Below are 16,605 nucleotides of genomic sequence, written 5' to 3'. Positions count from 1 at the left end.
TCTTTTTTTATCCCGCTATTTACGGGGATAATAATCAGTGGAGAATGGAAAAAACAATTCACTACATATTTCTACAAATTATGCTATCATTATATCTATTGTATATTGAAGAGGTGATTGTATGTTAAAGATTGGATCTCATGTTTCTATGAGTGGTAAGAAAATGTTATTAGCAGCAAGTGAAGAGGCTGTTTCATACGGTGCAACGACGTTTATGATTTATACAGGTGCACCGCAAAATACAAGAAGAAAACCAATTGAAGAATTGAACATAGAAGCAGGAAGAAAACATATGGAACAAAACGGTATCGAAGAGATTATCGTACATGCGCCATATATTATTAATGTTGGAAATACGACGAAGCCAGAAACATTCCAATTAGGTGTAGATTTCCTTCGTATGGAAATTGAGAGGACATCAGCATTAGGTGTGGCGAAACAAATCGTTCTTCACCCAGGTGCGCACGTCGGTGCAGGAGCAGACGCTGGTATTCAACAAATTATTAAAGGGCTGAATGAAGTATTAACGCCAGATCAGACGGTGAACATTGCGTTAGAAACGATGGCAGGAAAAGGAACAGAATGCGGCCGTAGTTTTGAAGAAATTGCAAAAATTATTGATGGTGTAAAATATAATGAAAAACTATCCGTATGCTTTGATACGTGCCATACGCACGATGCAGGATATGACATTGTAAATGATTTTGATGGTGTACTAAACGAATTTGATAAGATTGTTGGTATCGATCGTTTACAAGTACTTCATATTAATGATAGTAAAAATGTACGCGGCGCAGGAAAAGACCGTCATGAAAATATCGGTTTCGGTCATATTGGCTATAAAGCGTTGCATCATATTGTGCATCATCCGCAGTTAACGCACGTACCAAAAATTCTGGAAACGCCATATGTAGGTGAAGATAAAAAGGACAAGAAGCCGCCATATAAATTAGAAATCGAAATGCTGAAAAATGGTACTTTTGATGAAGGACTTCTTGAGAAAATTAAAGCGCAATAAGCAATAAGGAGGGGAATATCCCCTCCTTATTTTAGTAGTTGCTGAAATAAAGTATTTACTTGTTGGGCAGTAGCGGGCGAGGTTACTTGAGCTATTTGTTTTAAGAGCGCTAGTCGTTCGTCATTATCGTAAATGTTAATATTCTTTCCTTTCATAAGTCCAACAATTTGATCAGCTTGTGCAGTCGTAATTGGAACGTCATATTCTTTACTATATTTCAATAATTCCTTTGTAGAAATATGATTTAATTTTTTATTTACAAGTTGTTTAATGAGGTTCATCGAGTTATCCTCCTTCACACGTTCTTCTATCGAAATATATGAGTACGTAGCTTGTACATATTCGTATAGAGTTTCTTTTTTCATGAGAAAAAGAAGCGTATGTTATAATATAAGGACAAAACTATAGAAAAAGAGTATAGGGAGGACTTATGGAGCAAAAGCAACATCGAAAAGAAAGTGTTATCCATCTTATTTATCGTTTAGTTATGATTATTTTTGGGGCAGCATGCGCAGCGGTAGCAATTGAATTATTTTTAATGCCAAATAAAATTATTGACGGTGGAATTATTGGTATTTCTCTTATATTAGATTATCTTACTCCTAATATTTGGTGGTTAAGTTTTTCTACTTTGGTCGTTATTCTCAATATCCCATTTATGTATTCGGGTTATAAGCAAATCGGAAAAACGTTCATGCTATCTTCGGCGTTCGGTATTGTAGCTTTAGCGTTTATTGAATCAACGTTACATGCTGTGCCGCCATTTACAACAGAGCCAATTTTAGCTACAGTGTTTGGTGGTCTTATTTTAGGTCTTGGTGTAGGGCTCGTTATTCGTCATGGTGGATCAATGGACGGAACAGAAATTATGGGTATTTTATTAACGAAGAAATTACCTTTCTCCGTTGGCGAATTTGTAATGTTTGTGAACTTATTCATTTTTGCATGGGCAGCATTTGTATTTGGTGTTGAACAAGCGATGTATTCTGTTATGACGTACTACATTGCATTCAAAACAATTGATACAGTCATTCAAGGTTTAGATGAAACGAAAGCTGTTTTAATTGTATCAGATCAATATGAGGAAGTATCAAATGCGATTTTACATCGTCTTGGTCGTGGAACTACAAAGCTTGTAGCGAAAGGCGGTTACACGGATAAAGAAAAAGAAGTGATTTATGCAGTTGTAACACGTTTAGAAGTGACAAAGTTAAAATCAATTGTGTATGAAATTGATGCGAATGCGTTTGTTACGATTATGAGTACACAAGAGACAAATGGTGGTAAGTTTAAATCAGCTATTCACTAAAAAATTAATTATAATATCTTTTGAAAGCAGAGAATTTTTCTCTGCTTTTTGTTATAATAGTAAGGTTTCTTGAAAAAGTAGATATATTTTAGGCAGATTGGTTTACAACTATAATAAGCTGTACTATAATTCAAATAGATATAAATCGGAATCATTCTGAATTAAAATAGGTGAGATGCTATGAACAACATATTAGAAATAGAAGGATTGTCATTTCGATATGAAGATCGAAATGTGTTAGAAGATATAAATTTGCAAGTTCCGAAGGGAGCTTTTTTAGGTTTAGTTGGGCCAAATGGTTCAGGGAAATCAACTTTGCTAAAATGTTTATTAGGCGTTTTAAAGCCAAAACAGGGAAGCATTCGTTTGTTTGGTGTTGATAGTAAGAAGTTTAAAGAATGGAACAAAGTTGGTTATGTGTCGCAAAAGGCAAATAGCTTTAATTCTGGTTTTCCGGCAACTGTGTTTGAAGTTGTGTCAATGGGACTCGTTTCGAAAAAAGGGTTGTTTCGCTTTTTTACGAAAAACGATAAGAAAAAGGTAGAAAAAGCGATTGCTGATGTAGGAATGAGTGAGTTTCAAGGACGTAATATTGGAGAACTTTCTGGTGGACAACAACAGCGCGTATTTATTGCTCGTGCGCTCGTTAGTGATCCTGAATTACTTATTTTGGACGAGCCCACTGTTGGAATCGATGTGAAGAATGTAGAAAGTTTTTATGAGATATTAGAGGATTTAAACAAAAGGCTAGGAATTACATTAATTCTCGTTACGCATGATATGGGAGCTGTTACCGAGAAGGTAACACATGTTGCATGCTTAAACCAACATTTACATTTCCATGGAAATGTAGAAAAGTTCCGAGAGTTAGAAGATGCAGAAATGTCCGTCTTATATGGACATCATGTTCATCGTTTAGAACACGAGCATGAGCATCACGGGAGGATATAATGATACAAGATTTTTTACAATATGACTTTTTACGTAACTCTTTATATGCAGGGATTTTAATAGGACTTGTTGCGCCACTTATCGGTGTATTTGTTGTCATTCGTCGTATGTCGCTTATTGCAGATGCGTTAAGTCACGTGACATTATCAGGTATTGCTGCAAGTTTATTACTAGAAAAAACAATTTTCACAGGAGGATTTTTAAATCCGTTATATATGGGTATGATTTTTTCTATGGGTGGGGCGTTACTTATTGAAAAACTACGTACTGTATATAAACATTATCAAGAATTAGCAATTCCAATTATTCTTTCAGCAGGAATGGGGATTGGCGTTATTTTTATTTCACTTGCAAATGGATTTAACACAGATTTATTTAGTTATTTATTTGGTAGTGTAAGTGCTGTAACAAGTACGGATTTAATAATCATTGGCATTGTAGCAATTGTTGTTATTGTAACGATTACTTTATTATACAAAGAGCTATTTTTACTATCGTTCGATGAGGAATACGCTGTATCAACCGGTTTGAGTGCAAAGTGGATTCACTTTATTTTCATTATATTGGTTGCGCTTGTCATTGCGGTATCAATGCGTGTAGTAGGGGTTCTTCTCGTATCATCATTAATGACGTTACCAGTTGCAGCAAGTATTCGTATTGCGAATGGATTTAAACAAACAATTTTCTTCTCCATTTTATTTGGTGAAATTGCAGTAATTGGTGGAATGTTTGCTTCGTATCAACTTGATTTAGCACCAGGTGGTACAATTGTTATGATAGCGGTTCTTATTTTAATTGGTGCGATTTTATGGAAAAAGAAAAAAACTGCATAAAGTAGGGATAGATATGAATCTAACAGAAGCTTTACGCCTAATGAAAGATAAAGGATACAAACATACTGGGAAAAGGGAAGAAATGCTCAGGTTATTTGCAGCTCACAATCGTTATTTAACGGCGAAAGACGTTTTAGAGCATATGAAGGATGATTATCCAGGTCTTAGTTTTGACACGATTTATCGTAACTTAACGGTGTTTGCTGAAATCGGTGTTTTAGAACAAACGGAATTAAACGGTGAAAAACATTTTCGTTTTACATGTTCTATTATGGAACATCATCATCATTTTATTTGTTTAGATTGTGGAGGGACGAAAGAGATTACTTCTTGCCCGATGGATTTTATGAATAAAGATTTTAACGGTTATGAAGTAACTGGTCATAAGTTTGAAATATATGGCCGTTGTCCAAAATGTGCAAAGTAAAAGCTCGTCAGTTCTATAACTGACGAGCTTTTTTACGTAGAAAAGAAGGTTGCTCACAAATGTTGTGGGCAACCTTCTTTTTATTTTATTGTTCTTGTGTTTCTTTTTCTTTTTCTCGTTCAGCAGCCATTTCAGCAGCAATTACGTCGATTTCTTTTTTCAGTTCTTCTACCATTATTTCTTCTGGTACTTTACGAACGACTTGCCCTTTACGGAATAATAGTCCTTCTCCGCGCGCGCCGGCAATACCGATATCAGCTTCACGAGCTTCACCAGGACCATTTACAGCGCAGCCAAGTACTGCAACTTTAATTGGTACTTGTAGTGTAGAAATATACTCTTCCACTTCGTTAGCGATACTAATTAAATCAATTTCAATACGACCGCAAGTTGGACAAGAAATAAGTGTTGCTGCATTAGATGCAAGGCCGAATGACTTTAATAGTTCACGCGCAACTTTTACTTCTTCAACTGGGTCAGCACTTAATGAAATACGTAGTGTATTTCCGATGCCTTTACTTAAGATTGCTCCAAGACCAGCGGCACTTTTTACAGTTCCGGCAAATAACGTTCCAGATTCTGTGATACCTAAATGTAGTGGATAATCAAAAGCACGTGCAGCTTTTTCGTATGCTTCAATTGCCAAGTTAACATCAGAGGCTTTCATAGATACGATAATATCATGGAAATCTAAGTCCTCTAAAATTTTAATGTGATGTAGGGCGCTCTCAACCATACCATCTGCAGTTGGGTATCCGTACTTTTCCAAAATGTGACGCTCTAATGAACCTGCGTTTACACCGATACGGATTGGAATACCACGTTCTTTTGCTGCATTTACAACAGCTTCTACTTTATGGCGACGACCAATGTTACCTGGATTGATACGTACTTTATCAATGCCGCCTTCAATTGCTTTTAAAGCAAGGCGATAATCAAAATGAATATCAGCAACAAGTGGAATGTTGATTTGTTTTTTAATATCAGCAATAGCATTTGCTGCGCGTTCGTCTGGAACAGCAACACGCACGACTTGACAGCCAGCTTCTTCTAAACGTTTAATTTCAGCAACTGTTGCTTCAACATCATGTGTTTTTGTTGTTGTCATACTTTGTATAATTAATTCATTATTACCGCCAATTGTTAAATTACCGACTTTAACTGGACGTGTTTTTGTACGATGAGTCATTTCATTCACGAATAGATCGCTCTCCTTATAAAAGAAGTTTCTTATTTAGTCCCTTATATCAATGATAGTATACGTGATACAGGGCTATAGAAACCGAAGTGCTCGGTTTCACTTTTACTATTGTATCAGCGCCTTTATGTAATTGACAAGGATTAAGTGATTGCTTATTGATATAACGGGAATTTATAAGACTTTCCAAGTTGTATTTTTGTAGCAGGTGTATTTTTATTTAATTGTTTAAAATCATCAATTACTTTTTCGATAGAAGGAATTTTTTTCTTATTGATCGCTTCTGTAATGGAAAGAACCGTATCACCTGTTTTGACTTCAATTGTTTTATAAGTGACATCTGTTTCTTTTTCCGCCTTGTTTTCTTTTTTTTGTTTTGTATTTGTACTTTCTTGTTTTATCGTTTCGGCCGCATTTGTCTTTTTATATGAACTTAACATCGGCAAAGTGCCAATTTTTATATCGTAATAAAATATATAACCAAGAACAAGCACAAATAAGAATATACCTAATCTCTTCATATTCTTCACTCCTTTGCTAGGAATATATGCTTGTCCAAAAAAAAAATGCCTATTTAGGCATTTTTTTCGTTCGGTTTTGGAACTTCTTTAATTGTTAAGTATAGAACAATTAAAACAACTGCGATATAAATGAATGTTGAACCAGGTACAACGATTTTGAATAAATCCATAATCATAAAGAAGATTGTTGGAATTGTGTAGCTGTAAGCAGTTAACGTCCATACTTGCTTATAAGATAATTTACGTTGACCACTCATAGCAGAACCGATAAACGCAAGTAAAGTAATTCCTAAGAAAGTAATGAACAATTGGAATAGATATACTAACACGCCGATAACAGCTAGTAAAATTGGATAAATACTATCGAATACTGAAATGAAATCTTGCAAATCTTTTTTCTCAAGAGATGTGCCTAATAAATCATTGTAGGAGTATGTTTGCGTCTGGCCATTTCCTATAGAAACTACTTTATCTTTTAAAATAAATAAACCAGTTTTATTTTGATACTTTTCGATATCTGTTGTATTTGGATCAAATACGAAAAGAGCATCTCCCTCTTCTTTTTGAATAGGTTGTTCAATATCAGCTTTTAGTTCACCATTTTCGATTTTAAAATCAGGTAAATCTTTTTCAATTGCTTGATTTACCATAGTAACACTATCTTGGATAAAGCTACCGTAAAAGAATGTTCTTGGAATAGTAGTGATTAGACAAAGTAGCATAATATACAAAATGGTTTTTCCGATTTTTTGAAAACGGAATAGCGCCATATCTTTAGGCGAATATACGCTTTTGACTAATTGGGTAAATATGGACATAGATTCACTTCCTTTATGTATGTATAAAATCATTGTAACGTAGGAATCTAGGGAATCTCAAGATATATTATATTTACATATAGTAGAGACAACTAAATTTCTTTTTATTAATTTTCTTCTTTTAAATGAGAAAAATACAATTGACACTTTTCTTTTCTATATGGTAAATTTATCTTACATTTCTTAAAGGATATATCCGATAGGAATTCCTTTATTTGATGTATTGTTACATACATAATTGTGGACCCTTAGCTCAGCTGGTTAGAGCAGACGGCTCATAACCGTCCGGTCGTAGGTTCGAGTCCTACAGGGTCCATATCCATTTCACGTGTTTATTATGTCAGTAGGAAGCTTCCTTGTAGAAGGGGGCTTTTTTTATGAAATATATGAGCATTTTAATTGAAAAGAAGTGGGAATTTTGCTACTTTAATGATAGCAAGACAATGCGATTTATTTGTTTGCACCCTATGGCAATTAGGGTAGAATGTAGTTGTATGTCACTTAAGTGGCAATACATAAACTGGGAGGAATATAACAATGGCAAAACACGAATTACCAAATTTACCTTATGCGTATGATGCTTTAGAGCCTCACTTTGACAAAGAAACAATGAACATCCATCATACAAAACACCATAACACGTACATCACAAACTTAAACGCTGCTTTAGAAGGTCATGCAGAATTAGCTGACAAAAGCGTAGAAGAATTAGTTGCAAACTTAAACGAAGTACCAGAAGCAATCCGTACAGCAGTACGTAACAATGGTGGCGGACATGCTAACCACACATTCTTCTGGACGATCTTATCTCCAAACGGCGGTGGACAACCAGTAGGCGAACTTGCAACTGCAATTGAAGCGAAATTCGGTAGCTTCGATGCATTCAAAGAAGAATTCGCAAAAGCTGGCGCAACTCGCTTCGGTTCTGGTTGGGCTTGGTTAGTAGTAAATAATGGTGAATTAGAAGTAACAAGCACGCCAAACCAAGATTCTCCTCTAACTGAAGGTAAAACACCAGTTATCGGTTTAGATGTTTGGGAACATGCTTACTACTTAAATTATCAAAACCGTCGTCCAGACTACATCGGTGCATTCTGGAACGTTGTAGATTGGAACGCTGCTGAAAAACGTTACCAAGAAGCAAAATAATTGTAATAACGATAGAAAAAGCTAGGAGAATGCTCCTAGCTTTTTTCTATGCTTTCCTTTTACATAATTGGGCTTGTCTTTGGAAGACTAGAACATGAAGTAAAGGAGAGTTGTGTATGAAGTGGAAACATATAATTGGTGACGTTGAAGTGAATCGGGATTTAGTGTTATTACTCCTTATTGGAGGTTTATACACGCTCGCAATTTCTTTATCGAATACGTTTGTTAACATTTATTTATGGAAACAAACACAAAATTATGTGAATCTCGGCTTGTATAATTTGGCCAGCGTTGTATTGCAGCCCCTCACATTTCTTATAGGTGGGAAATTAGCGAAGCGTATTGATCGCTCGATCTTGTTACGAATAGGCGTAGGCACGTTAGCGATTTTTTTTATCGTTGTTTTAGTAGCGGGAAAAAGCGCTTCTCACTATATTTTATTAATGGGGGCTCTTTTAGGAGTCGGATATGGTTTTTACTGGCTCGCGTTTAATTTATTAACATTTGAGATTACAGAACCAGAAACAAGAGATTTCTTTAACGGGTTTCTTGGGCTTCTTACATCCTTCTCTGGCATGATTGGACCGATAGCAGCTGGATACACAATTTCACGTATGGAAAAGTGGAGTGGTTATACGGTCATATTCTTCCTCTCGTTACTGTTATTTGCAATTGCTGTCGTTTTAAGCTTTTTTGTATCTAAGAGAGAATGTGAAGGTCGTTATGAGGTTACACAAGTTTTGAAAGAGCGACGGATTGATAAAAATTGGGGGAGAATTACACGTGCTCATTTTTTCCAAGGATTGAGAGAGGGAACATTCATTTTTGTTATTTCAGTATACGTGTACTTAGCAACCGATAGTGAGCTTGCATTAGGGAAATATAGCTTAGTAAATTCTGCTGTATCATTTGTATGTTACTATTTAGTTGCTCGTATGTTAAAGAAAGAGTGGCGAAAAAAAGCAATTTTACTTGGAGGCATTATTTTATATGCTGTCGTATTTTTAGTTATATTCAATGTTACATACACAAAATTACTTATTTATGCAGCATGCATTGCGATTGCATACCCTATTTTACTCGTTCCATATGGATCGATGACATATGATGTAATTGGTAGAGCGAAAAATGCGAGAGAGTGGCGTGTAGAGTATGTTGTTGTCCGAGAATTATGGTTAAATGCTGGGAGAATTTGTTCAGTTTTAAGTTTTTTATGTGCTGTATTATTCTTTCCGCCTGAAAAGAGTTTACCTGTCTTACTATGTATTTTAGGTGCTGGACATTTTCTTATTTATTTTGCAGTTAAAAATGTCAAATATGATGAAGGAAATGCAGGGAACACAAGTGTTGTAGCACAAGGAACCACGCAGAATCAAACAGAACCAGAAGGTTAACTTATCGTTTGTTTTATGCTAGAATAGAAAAAGATGTAAGACAGCAGTGAGGACACCTGTATGAAGGTGTCCCTTTCAAATTACATAGCTGTTGGTAGAGGGGGTTTGTATGGGTAAGAAGCAGAAACAACAAAAGAAAAAGACTCACGTTCCTTTTCGGTTAAACGTGCTGTTTTTCTGCGTGTTTTTAATGTTCTCCGCGGTTATTGTAAGGCTTGGATATGTACAAATTGTTCGCGGTGAGGAATATAAGAATGAAGTGGAGAGGAAAGAAAACTCGACGATAAGTAATCCTGTACCACGTGGGAAAATATTTGACCGTTATGGGCGACCTGTAGTAGATAATGCAGCTGTACGTACGATTACATTTACAAAAATGAAAGGATCAACTGCCGAGGCTCGCTTAGAAACAGCGAAAAAATTAGCAGATTTGATTGAAGTACCGACAGATAAATTAACAGATCGCGATAAAAAAGATTATTGGCTTGCTATTCATAAAGAAGAAGCGCAAGAAAAAATTACGAAAAAGGATCGTCAAGAGTTTAAAGATAAAAAAATTGACGATAAAGAATTAGATGAGCGTCAACGAAATCGCGTGACGGAAGAAGAAGTGAATCAATTATCTGCAAAAGATTTAGAAGTGCTAGCGATTAAAAGCAAAATGGACGGCGGATATGCGATGACGCCACAAGTCATTAAAAAGGATGCTACAGATGAGGAATATGCGATTATTAGTGAAAATTTAGCGCAATTGCCGGGAGTAGATACAAGTGTCGATTGGGAACGAAAATATGCATATGATGGCGATTTGTTCCGAAGTGTACTTGGAGGTGTAACAACTTCTGACGAAGGTTTACCGAGAGAAAGACTAGATTACTATCTTGTTCGTGATTATAATCGAAATGACCGCGTAGGGAAAAGCTATCTTGAGCAGCAATATGAAGATAGTTTGCACGGTAATAAAGCGGAAGTGAGAAATATTACGGATAAAAACGGTAATATTTTAGAAACGATTAATGTATCAAAAGGGCAAAGTGGTAACAATCTGAATTTAACAATTGATATGGAATTACAAAAGCGTGTAGAAGAAATTATCACGAAAAATTTATTGAGATATAAAGGGGGACAACCTCTTTTAGATCGCGCATTCGTTGTAATGATGAATCCAAAAAATGGTGAAGTTTTATCTATGGCAGGGAAACAGTTAGTAGAAGAAAATGGCGAGACGAAAGTGCAAGATTTCGCATTAGGAACGATGACAAGTTCTTATCCGATGGGATCAACTGTAAAAGGTGCGACAGTACTTACTGGGTATCAGACAGGTGCCATTCAACCAGGTTCAGTTCAACTTGATGAACCAATCAGATTAAAGGGAACGCCACAAAAATCTTCTTGGAAGACGATGGGATACATTAATGATTTAACAGCATTAAAAATGTCTTCTAACGTATATATGTTTAAAACAGCGATGAATATCGCAGGTGTTCAATATGTAAGAGGTGGTACGTTAGATATACCACAAAAAGCATTTGATACGATGCGTTATTATTTCGGACAGTTTGGACTTGGTGTAAAAACAGGTATCGATTTACCAAATGAATCTGCGGGTCAAACAGGTAGAGGAAATCAGCCAGGTTTCTTATTAGATTTATCAATTGGGCAGTATGACACGTACACACCACTTCAATTAGCACAGTATGTTTCAACAATTGCAAATGGTGGTTACCGTATGCAGCCGCAAGTTGTAAAAGAAATTCGTCAACCGGAAGCGAAACAAGGCGAAGTTGGAAAAGTCGTTCACTCAATGGAACCGAAAGTACTAAACCGTATTGATATGCCTGAATCACAAATTAAACGTGTTCAGGAAGGATTTAGACAAGTATTTAATGAGTCTGGTGGTACAGCTGCGAAATACTTTACAGGCGCATCATATAAAGCTGCTGGTAAAACAGGTACAGCTCAAACTGTGTATGGCGGAGATAAAGAGATTGGTAGAAAAGCAAACGGTGAGCGTAAAGAAACATATAACTTAACATTAGTAGGTTATGCGCCACTTGAAGACCCTGAAGTAGCATTTTCTGTTGTTGTACCTTGGGTAGATGATAAATCAGGTATTAACGGTTATATTAGTCGTGACATTATGGACGCGTACTTTGATTTGAAAAAGGTAGAAAATGGCGAAGCTACACAAGAGGAAATAGATAAGAAAAATAAAAAGCAAGATGATGAATAAAAAAGTTGTAAAAAAAGCACACTATCTGAAAAGATAGTGTGCTTTTTTTTATGGTTCATGCATACGTTTTAATAAAGTGGACAAGCAGATTATATCGGAATTTTAAGGGACCTCGCAAATAATACGTATGCATTCACTATGGGAGTTATGGACCGATCCTTAGTGAAGATGAACGGTGGCTACAGATTAATAATTTACCTAATGTTGATTCTTGTGGAACTTTACAAAACTTTTACAAACAATTAAAACCGAATTAATAGTTTAGCAGTATTCTTATATCTGTAATCCTGTTATTTCCGGTTACTTCTAGGAGGAAGAACACGTGAAATGGATAAGTGCATCGATTAAAGTTTTCATACTGTCGACATGTTTCTGTTATGTTGGCACGTCTACTGCATTTGCTGTGAATGAAATGGGAGAAGTGAGAGTTGATGGATCCTCAACGGTTTTTCCTATTATAGAAGCAGTAGCGGAGGAATATACAAAGGTGCATCCGAACGTGAAAATTTCCATCAGTGTTTCTGGAACAGGAGGAGGATTTAATCGTTTCAGTAAAGGAGAAGTAGATATAAATAATGCTTCGAGAGTAATGAAACAAGTGGAAGAAAATGAAATGAAGAAAAACTCCATTCAGTTTACACCGTTTGAAGTCGCTTATGACGGTCTTACGATCGTTGTGAATCGTCAAAATAATTGGGTAGACAATATGACGGTAGACGAGTTACGTCTATTATGGAGTGAAGATGCAAGTGAAAAGCGATGGTCACAAATTCATTCATCATGGCCACGTGAACAGGTAAAGTTTTATGCGCCAGGTGTAGACTCTGGTACGTATGATTATTTTCAAAATGTCATCTTACAAAAAAGTCGCATTGTAAAAAAAGTCTCTTTGTCTGAAGATGATCAAGTTATTATGCAAGGGGTAATGAATGATAAAAATGCCATTGCTTTTGTAGGATATGCTTATTATATGGCCAATCGAGATAAGGTGAGAGCAATAAAAGTGAATGGTGTACTTCCGACGAAAGACACGATTCAATCAGGTGAGTATAAGCCGTTATCTAGGTCACTATTTGCTTATGTGAATCATGCATCTATCCGAAATAAAATGAATGTAGCAAACTATATTGAGTTTATGATTCAGCATGTTGGTAATCTTGCTGAAGAGGTTGGATATGTAAAATTACCAAAAGAAAAATACAATGAACAGCTGCGGATGTTAACAGAAATAAAAAGGTAATGTCAGGGTGGAAAGGGGTTTTCATCTTTGGCTTATAATGACAAAAGTCAAACTACATTTTCTGTACAACATTTGATTGAAAGAAATACAAAACATAGAAAAAAAACGCAGCGAATCAATCGAATCGTTCCATTATTACTAAAAATAATTGCTAGCGTGTCTATTGCGACGACACTTGGAATTATTTTTACGCTTTCTAATGAAACAATAATGTTTTTTCAAAAAATATCATTGCTCTCCTTTTTGACAGAGAAAGAATGGTTACCTTTTTTTGAAGACCCTAAATTCGGTATATTACCACTTATATGTGGAACGGTCCTTGTAACAGCGATCGCCATGTTCGTAGCAATTCCTATCGGTTTAGCGTGTGCCGTATTTTTAAGCGAATATGCTTCAAACAGTGTAAGAAAAGTATTAAAACCGATGTTAGAACTATTAGCAGGTATCCCGACAATTGTATATGGCTTTTTTGCATTAACAGTTGTTACACCGCTTTTACAACGGATTATACCTGATTTACAGTTTTTTAATGCGATTAGTCCAGGTATTGTGATTGGCTTTATGATGATACCTACAATTGCATCTCTGTCTGAAGATGCAATGAGAGCTGTAGCAAAAGGAACGAAAGAAGCTTCGTTGGCACTTGGAGCAACTCGGTTTGAGATGGTAAAACAAGTCGTGTTTCCTTCAGCTTTCGCAGGGATTATGGCAGCAATTATATTAGCTGCTTCCAGAGCAATCGGTGAAACGATGATCGTTGTAATTGCAGCAGGATCCACACCGAACGTATCGCTCGATCCGACACACTCTATTCAAACGTTAACAGCTTATATTGTGCAAGTGAGTTTAGGTGATGCTCCGCATGGAACACTTACTTATTACAGCATGTACGCTGTAGGCGCAACGTTATTCTTGTTTACTTTTATAATGAACATCATTTCGCAATTTATTATGCGCCGCTTTAGGAGGGTGACATAATATGCGCATGTTGAATCATAAAAAAATACAAGAAAATATGGCATCACGTTTTTTAAAAGATCGAATTTACCAATTGTTATTTTATATGGCAATTTTGTTTTCAATAGTAATCCTACTTATTTTGCTTTTTCAAATTTTTGGAAAAGGTGTCAGTTACCTTTCGTTAGATTTCTTTACAAACTTCGCTTCGCGTAATCCGAAAGAAGCTGGGATTGCTGCAGCTTTGTCAGGAACAATATTATTTATGAGTATTGTTATATCACTCTCCTTTATATTTGGGGTCGGAACTGCTCTTTATTTAGAGCAATATGCGAAGGAATCTATATTTAAAAAGGTAATAGAAATTAATAATCAAACGTTAGCAGGAGTACCTTCCGTCGTATTTGGATTACTCGGCTTAACCATTTTTGTATACGCTCTTCATTTAGGTGAGAGTATTATTGCAGCGGCACTGACGATGAGCTTACTCGTCTTACCGACAGTTGTTGTAGCGAGTCAAGAAGCGATACGATCTGTACCGAGGTCATTATTAGAAGCTTCTTACGGGTTAGGTGCTACGAAGTGGCAAACGATGTATCAAGTTGTATTGCCATATGCGTTCCCAGGAATTATAACAGGTTGTACGTTAGCGATATCAAGAGCGATTGGAGAAGCGGCACCGTTATTAGTTATCGGGGCACTTGCATTTGCAAATTATGTTCCGTTTAGTATGTTTGATAGATTTACAGTTTTACCAATTCAAATTTTTAATTGGATGAGTAGACCACAGGAAGAATTTCAGTATGTAGCAGCTGCTGGGATGATTGTTTTGTTAGGTTTGTTGCTCTTGATTAATATAGTTGTCCTATGGTTGCGAAATCGAAAATAAGTTGGAAATGGATGAAAGGGGAATTCAAATGGTAGCAACAGTAGTAAATGTACAGGTGAAAAACGAGGAGAAAATCGAGACTGCGCCAAAGAAAGTAGTATTTGATACGAAAAACTTAAATTTATGGTATGGAGAAGACCATGCTTTAAAAGATATTAACTTAAGTATTCATGAGAATGAAGTTACAGCAATTATCGGGCCAAGTGGTTGTGGTAAATCAACGTACTTAAAAACATTAAATCGTATGGTAGAGTTAGTACCAATCGTGCGAACTACAGGCGTAATTGAATATAGAGAGCGCAATATATTTGATAAATCATATCCAGTTGAAGAATTACGAACACATGTAGGAATGGTGTTCCAAAAACCAAATCCATTTCCAAAATCTATTTATGAAAATGTAGCATACGGCCCGAAAATTCATGGTATTAGCGACAAGAAAACGTTAGATGAAATTGTTGAAAAAAGTTTACGTGGAGCAGCGATTTGGGATGAGTTAAAAGATCGTTTGCATGATAATGCATACGGTTTATCTGGTGGACAGCAACAGCGTCTATGTATCGCACGTTGTTTAGCGATTGAACCAGACGTTATTTTAATGGATGAGCCAACATCAGCACTAGATCCAATTTCAACATTAAAAGTAGAAGAATTAATTCAAGAGTTAAAGAAAGATTTTAGTATCGTTATTGTAACGCATAACATGCAACAAGCTGCGCGTATTTCAGATAAAACTGCTTTCTTCTTAAGTGGAGAAGTTGTGGAGTATACAGATACAAATAAATTATTTACGACACCTTCAGATAAGCGTACAGAAGATTATATTACAGGCCGATTCGGTTGATGTCGCTAGCAAGGCTAAGAGCAAATACCCTCTTAACAGAGGGTATTTCTTATTTTTACCTCATTTAAATTAGAGAAGTAATACTTCTCCTATCTTAAGGCTTATTATAAGTAGGCTAGGTAGGAGAGTTATATATATTGGCACATAATATTGAGGGGGAAGAAACAATGGTACGAGAACAATTTCAATGTGATTTAAAAACGTTACAGCAAAAGGTGATTGAGCTTGGTGAACTAGCGAGAGAAGCTTTATTGCTTGCTATGGAAGGGCTTCATAAAAAGGATGTAGAGAAAGCGTTAGAGGTAATAGATGGTGATTATCGTATGGATAATTTAGAAGAGGAAATAAATGATCTTGCGCTTATGCTCATTACGAAGCAGCAACCTGTAGCAAGTGATTTAAGAAGGATTTTCATTTCAATTAAAACAGCGACAGATTTAGAACGTATTGCAGATCATGCTGTTAATATTGCGAAATCAACCATTCGTCTCGGGGAAAAAGACGTGTCTGTTAGTTTGCACAATCTTGATGAGATGTTTGCGATTGCAAATAAGATGTTACAGTTAGCGCTAGATGCATATGAGCAAGAAAATTTAACTTTTGCGAAGCAAATTGCCGAAATGGATGATTCTGTTGATGAAATATATGGGAAAGCGATTCGTGAATTTATATCTTCAGTTCCAGAACAACCAGAAGCAATTACACAAATTACACAATTATCCTTTGTAGCGAGATATATTGAACGTGTAGCAGACCATATTACAAATATTGCTGAAAATGTTTTTTATTTAGTAAAGGGAAAGCATTACTTATTAAATGAATAA

Annotated in this window: 17 protein-coding genes and 1 tRNA gene; 14 read left to right on the top strand and 4 right to left on the bottom strand. The window is 35.9% G+C overall.

Going from position 1 to position 16,605, the window contains the following annotated elements; genetic code table 11:
• Positions 1-121 precede the first annotated feature (121 nt).
• Positions 122-1,018, top strand: coding sequence for a deoxyribonuclease IV (locus ACTFRN_RS04130; protein ID WP_000912466.1), 897 nt, complete (start codon positions 122-124; stop codon positions 1,016-1,018).
• 26 nt (positions 1,019-1,044) lie between these two features.
• Here ACTFRN_RS04130 and ACTFRN_RS04125 read toward each other — a convergent pair whose 3' ends face one another.
• Positions 1,045-1,299 (bottom strand): DUF2624 domain-containing protein, encoded by a 255-nt coding sequence (locus ACTFRN_RS04125; RefSeq protein WP_001048963.1) that lies wholly within the window; start codon positions 1,297-1,299, stop codon positions 1,045-1,047.
• A 149-nt stretch (positions 1,300-1,448) separates the two neighbouring features.
• Between ACTFRN_RS04125 and ACTFRN_RS04120 the strand changes: the two genes are divergently transcribed.
• From ACTFRN_RS04120 to ACTFRN_RS04105, 4 genes are all read left to right on the top strand, one after another.
• On the top strand, positions 1,449-2,327 hold the full coding sequence (locus ACTFRN_RS04120) for a YitT family protein (RefSeq protein WP_000435958.1): 879 nt from the start codon (positions 1,449-1,451) through the stop codon (positions 2,325-2,327).
• 180 nt (positions 2,328-2,507) lie between these two features.
• On the top strand, positions 2,508-3,278 hold the full coding sequence (locus ACTFRN_RS04115) for a metal ABC transporter ATP-binding protein (RefSeq protein ID WP_001059653.1): 771 nt from the start codon (positions 2,508-2,510) through the stop codon (positions 3,276-3,278).
• Entirely contained in the window at positions 3,278-4,111 is an 834-nt protein-coding gene (locus ACTFRN_RS04110; RefSeq protein WP_000613827.1) for a metal ABC transporter permease, read from the top strand. Before ACTFRN_RS04115 ends, ACTFRN_RS04110 begins: the two co-directional genes overlap by 1 nt.
• Positions 4,112-4,124: 13 nt before the next feature.
• Positions 4,125-4,538 carry a Fur family transcriptional regulator gene (locus tag ACTFRN_RS04105; protein ID WP_001054512.1) on the top strand — a complete coding sequence of 138 codons (414 nt, stop codon included), beginning with the start codon at positions 4,125-4,127 and terminating at the stop codon, positions 4,536-4,538.
• 85 nt (positions 4,539-4,623) lie between these two features.
• On the opposite strand, the gene ispG is transcribed toward ACTFRN_RS04105, so the two are convergent.
• The 3 genes from ispG to ACTFRN_RS04090 all read right to left on the bottom strand — a co-directional run bounded on the left by ispG (position 4,624) and on the right by ACTFRN_RS04090 (position 7,075).
• On the bottom strand, positions 4,624-5,727 hold the full coding sequence (gene ispG, locus ACTFRN_RS04100; RefSeq protein ID WP_011040674.1) for a flavodoxin-dependent (E)-4-hydroxy-3-methylbut-2-enyl-diphosphate synthase: 1,104 nt from the start codon (positions 5,725-5,727) through the stop codon (positions 4,624-4,626).
• Between the two features lie 164 nt (positions 5,728-5,891).
• Positions 5,892-6,257 (bottom strand): hypothetical protein, encoded by a 366-nt coding sequence (locus tag ACTFRN_RS04095; RefSeq protein ID WP_000825406.1) that lies wholly within the window; start codon positions 6,255-6,257, stop codon positions 5,892-5,894.
• A gap of 53 nt (positions 6,258-6,310) precedes the next feature.
• On the bottom strand, positions 6,311-7,075 hold the full coding sequence (locus tag ACTFRN_RS04090) for a DUF1189 domain-containing protein (protein WP_000021910.1): 765 nt from the start codon (positions 7,073-7,075) through the stop codon (positions 6,311-6,313).
• A 242-nt stretch (positions 7,076-7,317) separates the two neighbouring features.
• Here ACTFRN_RS04090 and ACTFRN_RS04085 point away from each other — a divergent pair.
• The 9 genes from ACTFRN_RS04085 to phoU all read left to right on the top strand — a co-directional run bounded on the left by ACTFRN_RS04085 (position 7,318) and on the right by phoU (position 16,605).
• Positions 7,318-7,391, top strand: a tRNA-Ile gene (locus ACTFRN_RS04085).
• A 221-nt stretch (positions 7,392-7,612) separates the two neighbouring features.
• Positions 7,613-8,224, top strand: coding sequence for a superoxide dismutase [Mn] (gene sodA, locus ACTFRN_RS04080; protein ID WP_001052031.1), 612 nt, complete (start codon positions 7,613-7,615; stop codon positions 8,222-8,224).
• A gap of 116 nt (positions 8,225-8,340) precedes the next feature.
• Positions 8,341-9,618, top strand: coding sequence for an MFS transporter (locus tag ACTFRN_RS04075; protein ID WP_000871368.1), 1,278 nt, complete (start codon positions 8,341-8,343; stop codon positions 9,616-9,618).
• Positions 9,619-9,727: 109 nt separating this feature from the next.
• A complete protein-coding gene (locus tag ACTFRN_RS04070; protein WP_000516829.1) occupies positions 9,728-11,851 on the top strand; it encodes a peptidoglycan D,D-transpeptidase FtsI family protein in 2,124 nt (707 codons plus the stop codon).
• A 322-nt stretch (positions 11,852-12,173) separates the two neighbouring features.
• Positions 12,174-13,091, top strand: a complete 918-nt coding sequence (gene phoX, locus ACTFRN_RS04065; protein WP_049113852.1) for a phosphate ABC transporter substrate-binding protein PhoX — start codon at positions 12,174-12,176, stop codon at positions 13,089-13,091.
• A 27-nt stretch (positions 13,092-13,118) separates the two neighbouring features.
• Positions 13,119-14,069, top strand: a complete 951-nt coding sequence (pstC, locus tag ACTFRN_RS04060; RefSeq protein ID WP_000323888.1) for a phosphate ABC transporter permease subunit PstC — start codon at positions 13,119-13,121, stop codon at positions 14,067-14,069.
• A 1-nt stretch (position 14,070) separates the two neighbouring features.
• Positions 14,071-14,937 carry a phosphate ABC transporter permease PstA gene (gene pstA / locus ACTFRN_RS04055; RefSeq protein ID WP_001242548.1) on the top strand — a complete coding sequence of 289 codons (867 nt, stop codon included), beginning with the start codon at positions 14,071-14,073 and terminating at the stop codon, positions 14,935-14,937.
• A 28-nt stretch (positions 14,938-14,965) separates the two neighbouring features.
• Positions 14,966-15,781, top strand: coding sequence for a phosphate ABC transporter ATP-binding protein (gene pstB / locus ACTFRN_RS04050; protein ID WP_000226683.1), 816 nt, complete (start codon positions 14,966-14,968; stop codon positions 15,779-15,781).
• A 167-nt stretch (positions 15,782-15,948) separates the two neighbouring features.
• Positions 15,949-16,605: a phosphate signaling complex protein PhoU gene (gene phoU, locus ACTFRN_RS04045; RefSeq protein WP_000251231.1), complete on the top strand. Its 657-nt coding sequence runs from the start codon at positions 15,949-15,951 to the stop codon at positions 16,603-16,605.

Origin of the sequence: Bacillus cereus group sp. MYBK245-2, from assembly GCF_051916145.1 — a bacterium.
Classification (GTDB): Bacteria; Bacillota; Bacilli; order Bacillales; family Bacillaceae_G; genus Bacillus_A; species Bacillus_A pacificus.
The sequence above is the reverse complement of the archived record's forward strand: the minus strand, read 5'-3'. Positions and strand labels throughout refer to the sequence as shown.

What these genes read in the sequence shown, in the direction of transcription:
- ACTFRN_RS04075 (WP_000871368.1), top strand. Translation starts at nt 8,341, where the DNA reads ATGAAGTGGAAACATATAATTGGTGACGTTGAAGTGAATCGGGATTTA.
- ACTFRN_RS04120 (WP_000435958.1), top strand. Translation starts at nt 1,449, where the DNA reads ATGGAGCAAAAGCAACATCGAAAAGAAAGTGTTATCCATCTTATTTAT.
- ACTFRN_RS04125 (WP_001048963.1), bottom strand. Translation starts at nt 1,299, where the DNA reads ATGAACCTCATTAAACAACTTGTAAATAAAAAATTAAATCATATTTCT.
- ACTFRN_RS04110 (WP_000613827.1), top strand. Translation starts at nt 3,278, where the DNA reads ATGATACAAGATTTTTTACAATATGACTTTTTACGTAACTCTTTATAT.
- ACTFRN_RS04095 (WP_000825406.1), bottom strand. Translation starts at nt 6,257, where the DNA reads ATGAAGAGATTAGGTATATTCTTATTTGTGCTTGTTCTTGGTTATATA.
- ispG (WP_011040674.1), bottom strand. Translation starts at nt 5,727, where the DNA reads ATGACTCATCGTACAAAAACACGTCCAGTTAAAGTCGGTAATTTAACA.
- ACTFRN_RS04115 (WP_001059653.1), top strand. Translation starts at nt 2,508, where the DNA reads ATGAACAACATATTAGAAATAGAAGGATTGTCATTTCGATATGAAGAT.
- ACTFRN_RS04090 (WP_000021910.1), bottom strand. Translation starts at nt 7,075, where the DNA reads ATGTCCATATTTACCCAATTAGTCAAAAGCGTATATTCGCCTAAAGAT.
- ACTFRN_RS04105 (WP_001054512.1), top strand. Translation starts at nt 4,125, where the DNA reads ATGAATCTAACAGAAGCTTTACGCCTAATGAAAGATAAAGGATACAAA.
- sodA (WP_001052031.1), top strand. Translation starts at nt 7,613, where the DNA reads ATGGCAAAACACGAATTACCAAATTTACCTTATGCGTATGATGCTTTA.
- pstB (WP_000226683.1), top strand. Translation starts at nt 14,966, where the DNA reads ATGGTAGCAACAGTAGTAAATGTACAGGTGAAAAACGAGGAGAAAATC.
- phoU (WP_000251231.1), top strand. Translation starts at nt 15,949, where the DNA reads ATGGTACGAGAACAATTTCAATGTGATTTAAAAACGTTACAGCAAAAG.
- ACTFRN_RS04130 (WP_000912466.1), top strand. Translation starts at nt 122, where the DNA reads ATGTTAAAGATTGGATCTCATGTTTCTATGAGTGGTAAGAAAATGTTA.
- ACTFRN_RS04070 (WP_000516829.1), top strand. Translation starts at nt 9,728, where the DNA reads ATGGGTAAGAAGCAGAAACAACAAAAGAAAAAGACTCACGTTCCTTTT.
- pstA (WP_001242548.1), top strand. Translation starts at nt 14,071, where the DNA reads ATGCGCATGTTGAATCATAAAAAAATACAAGAAAATATGGCATCACGT.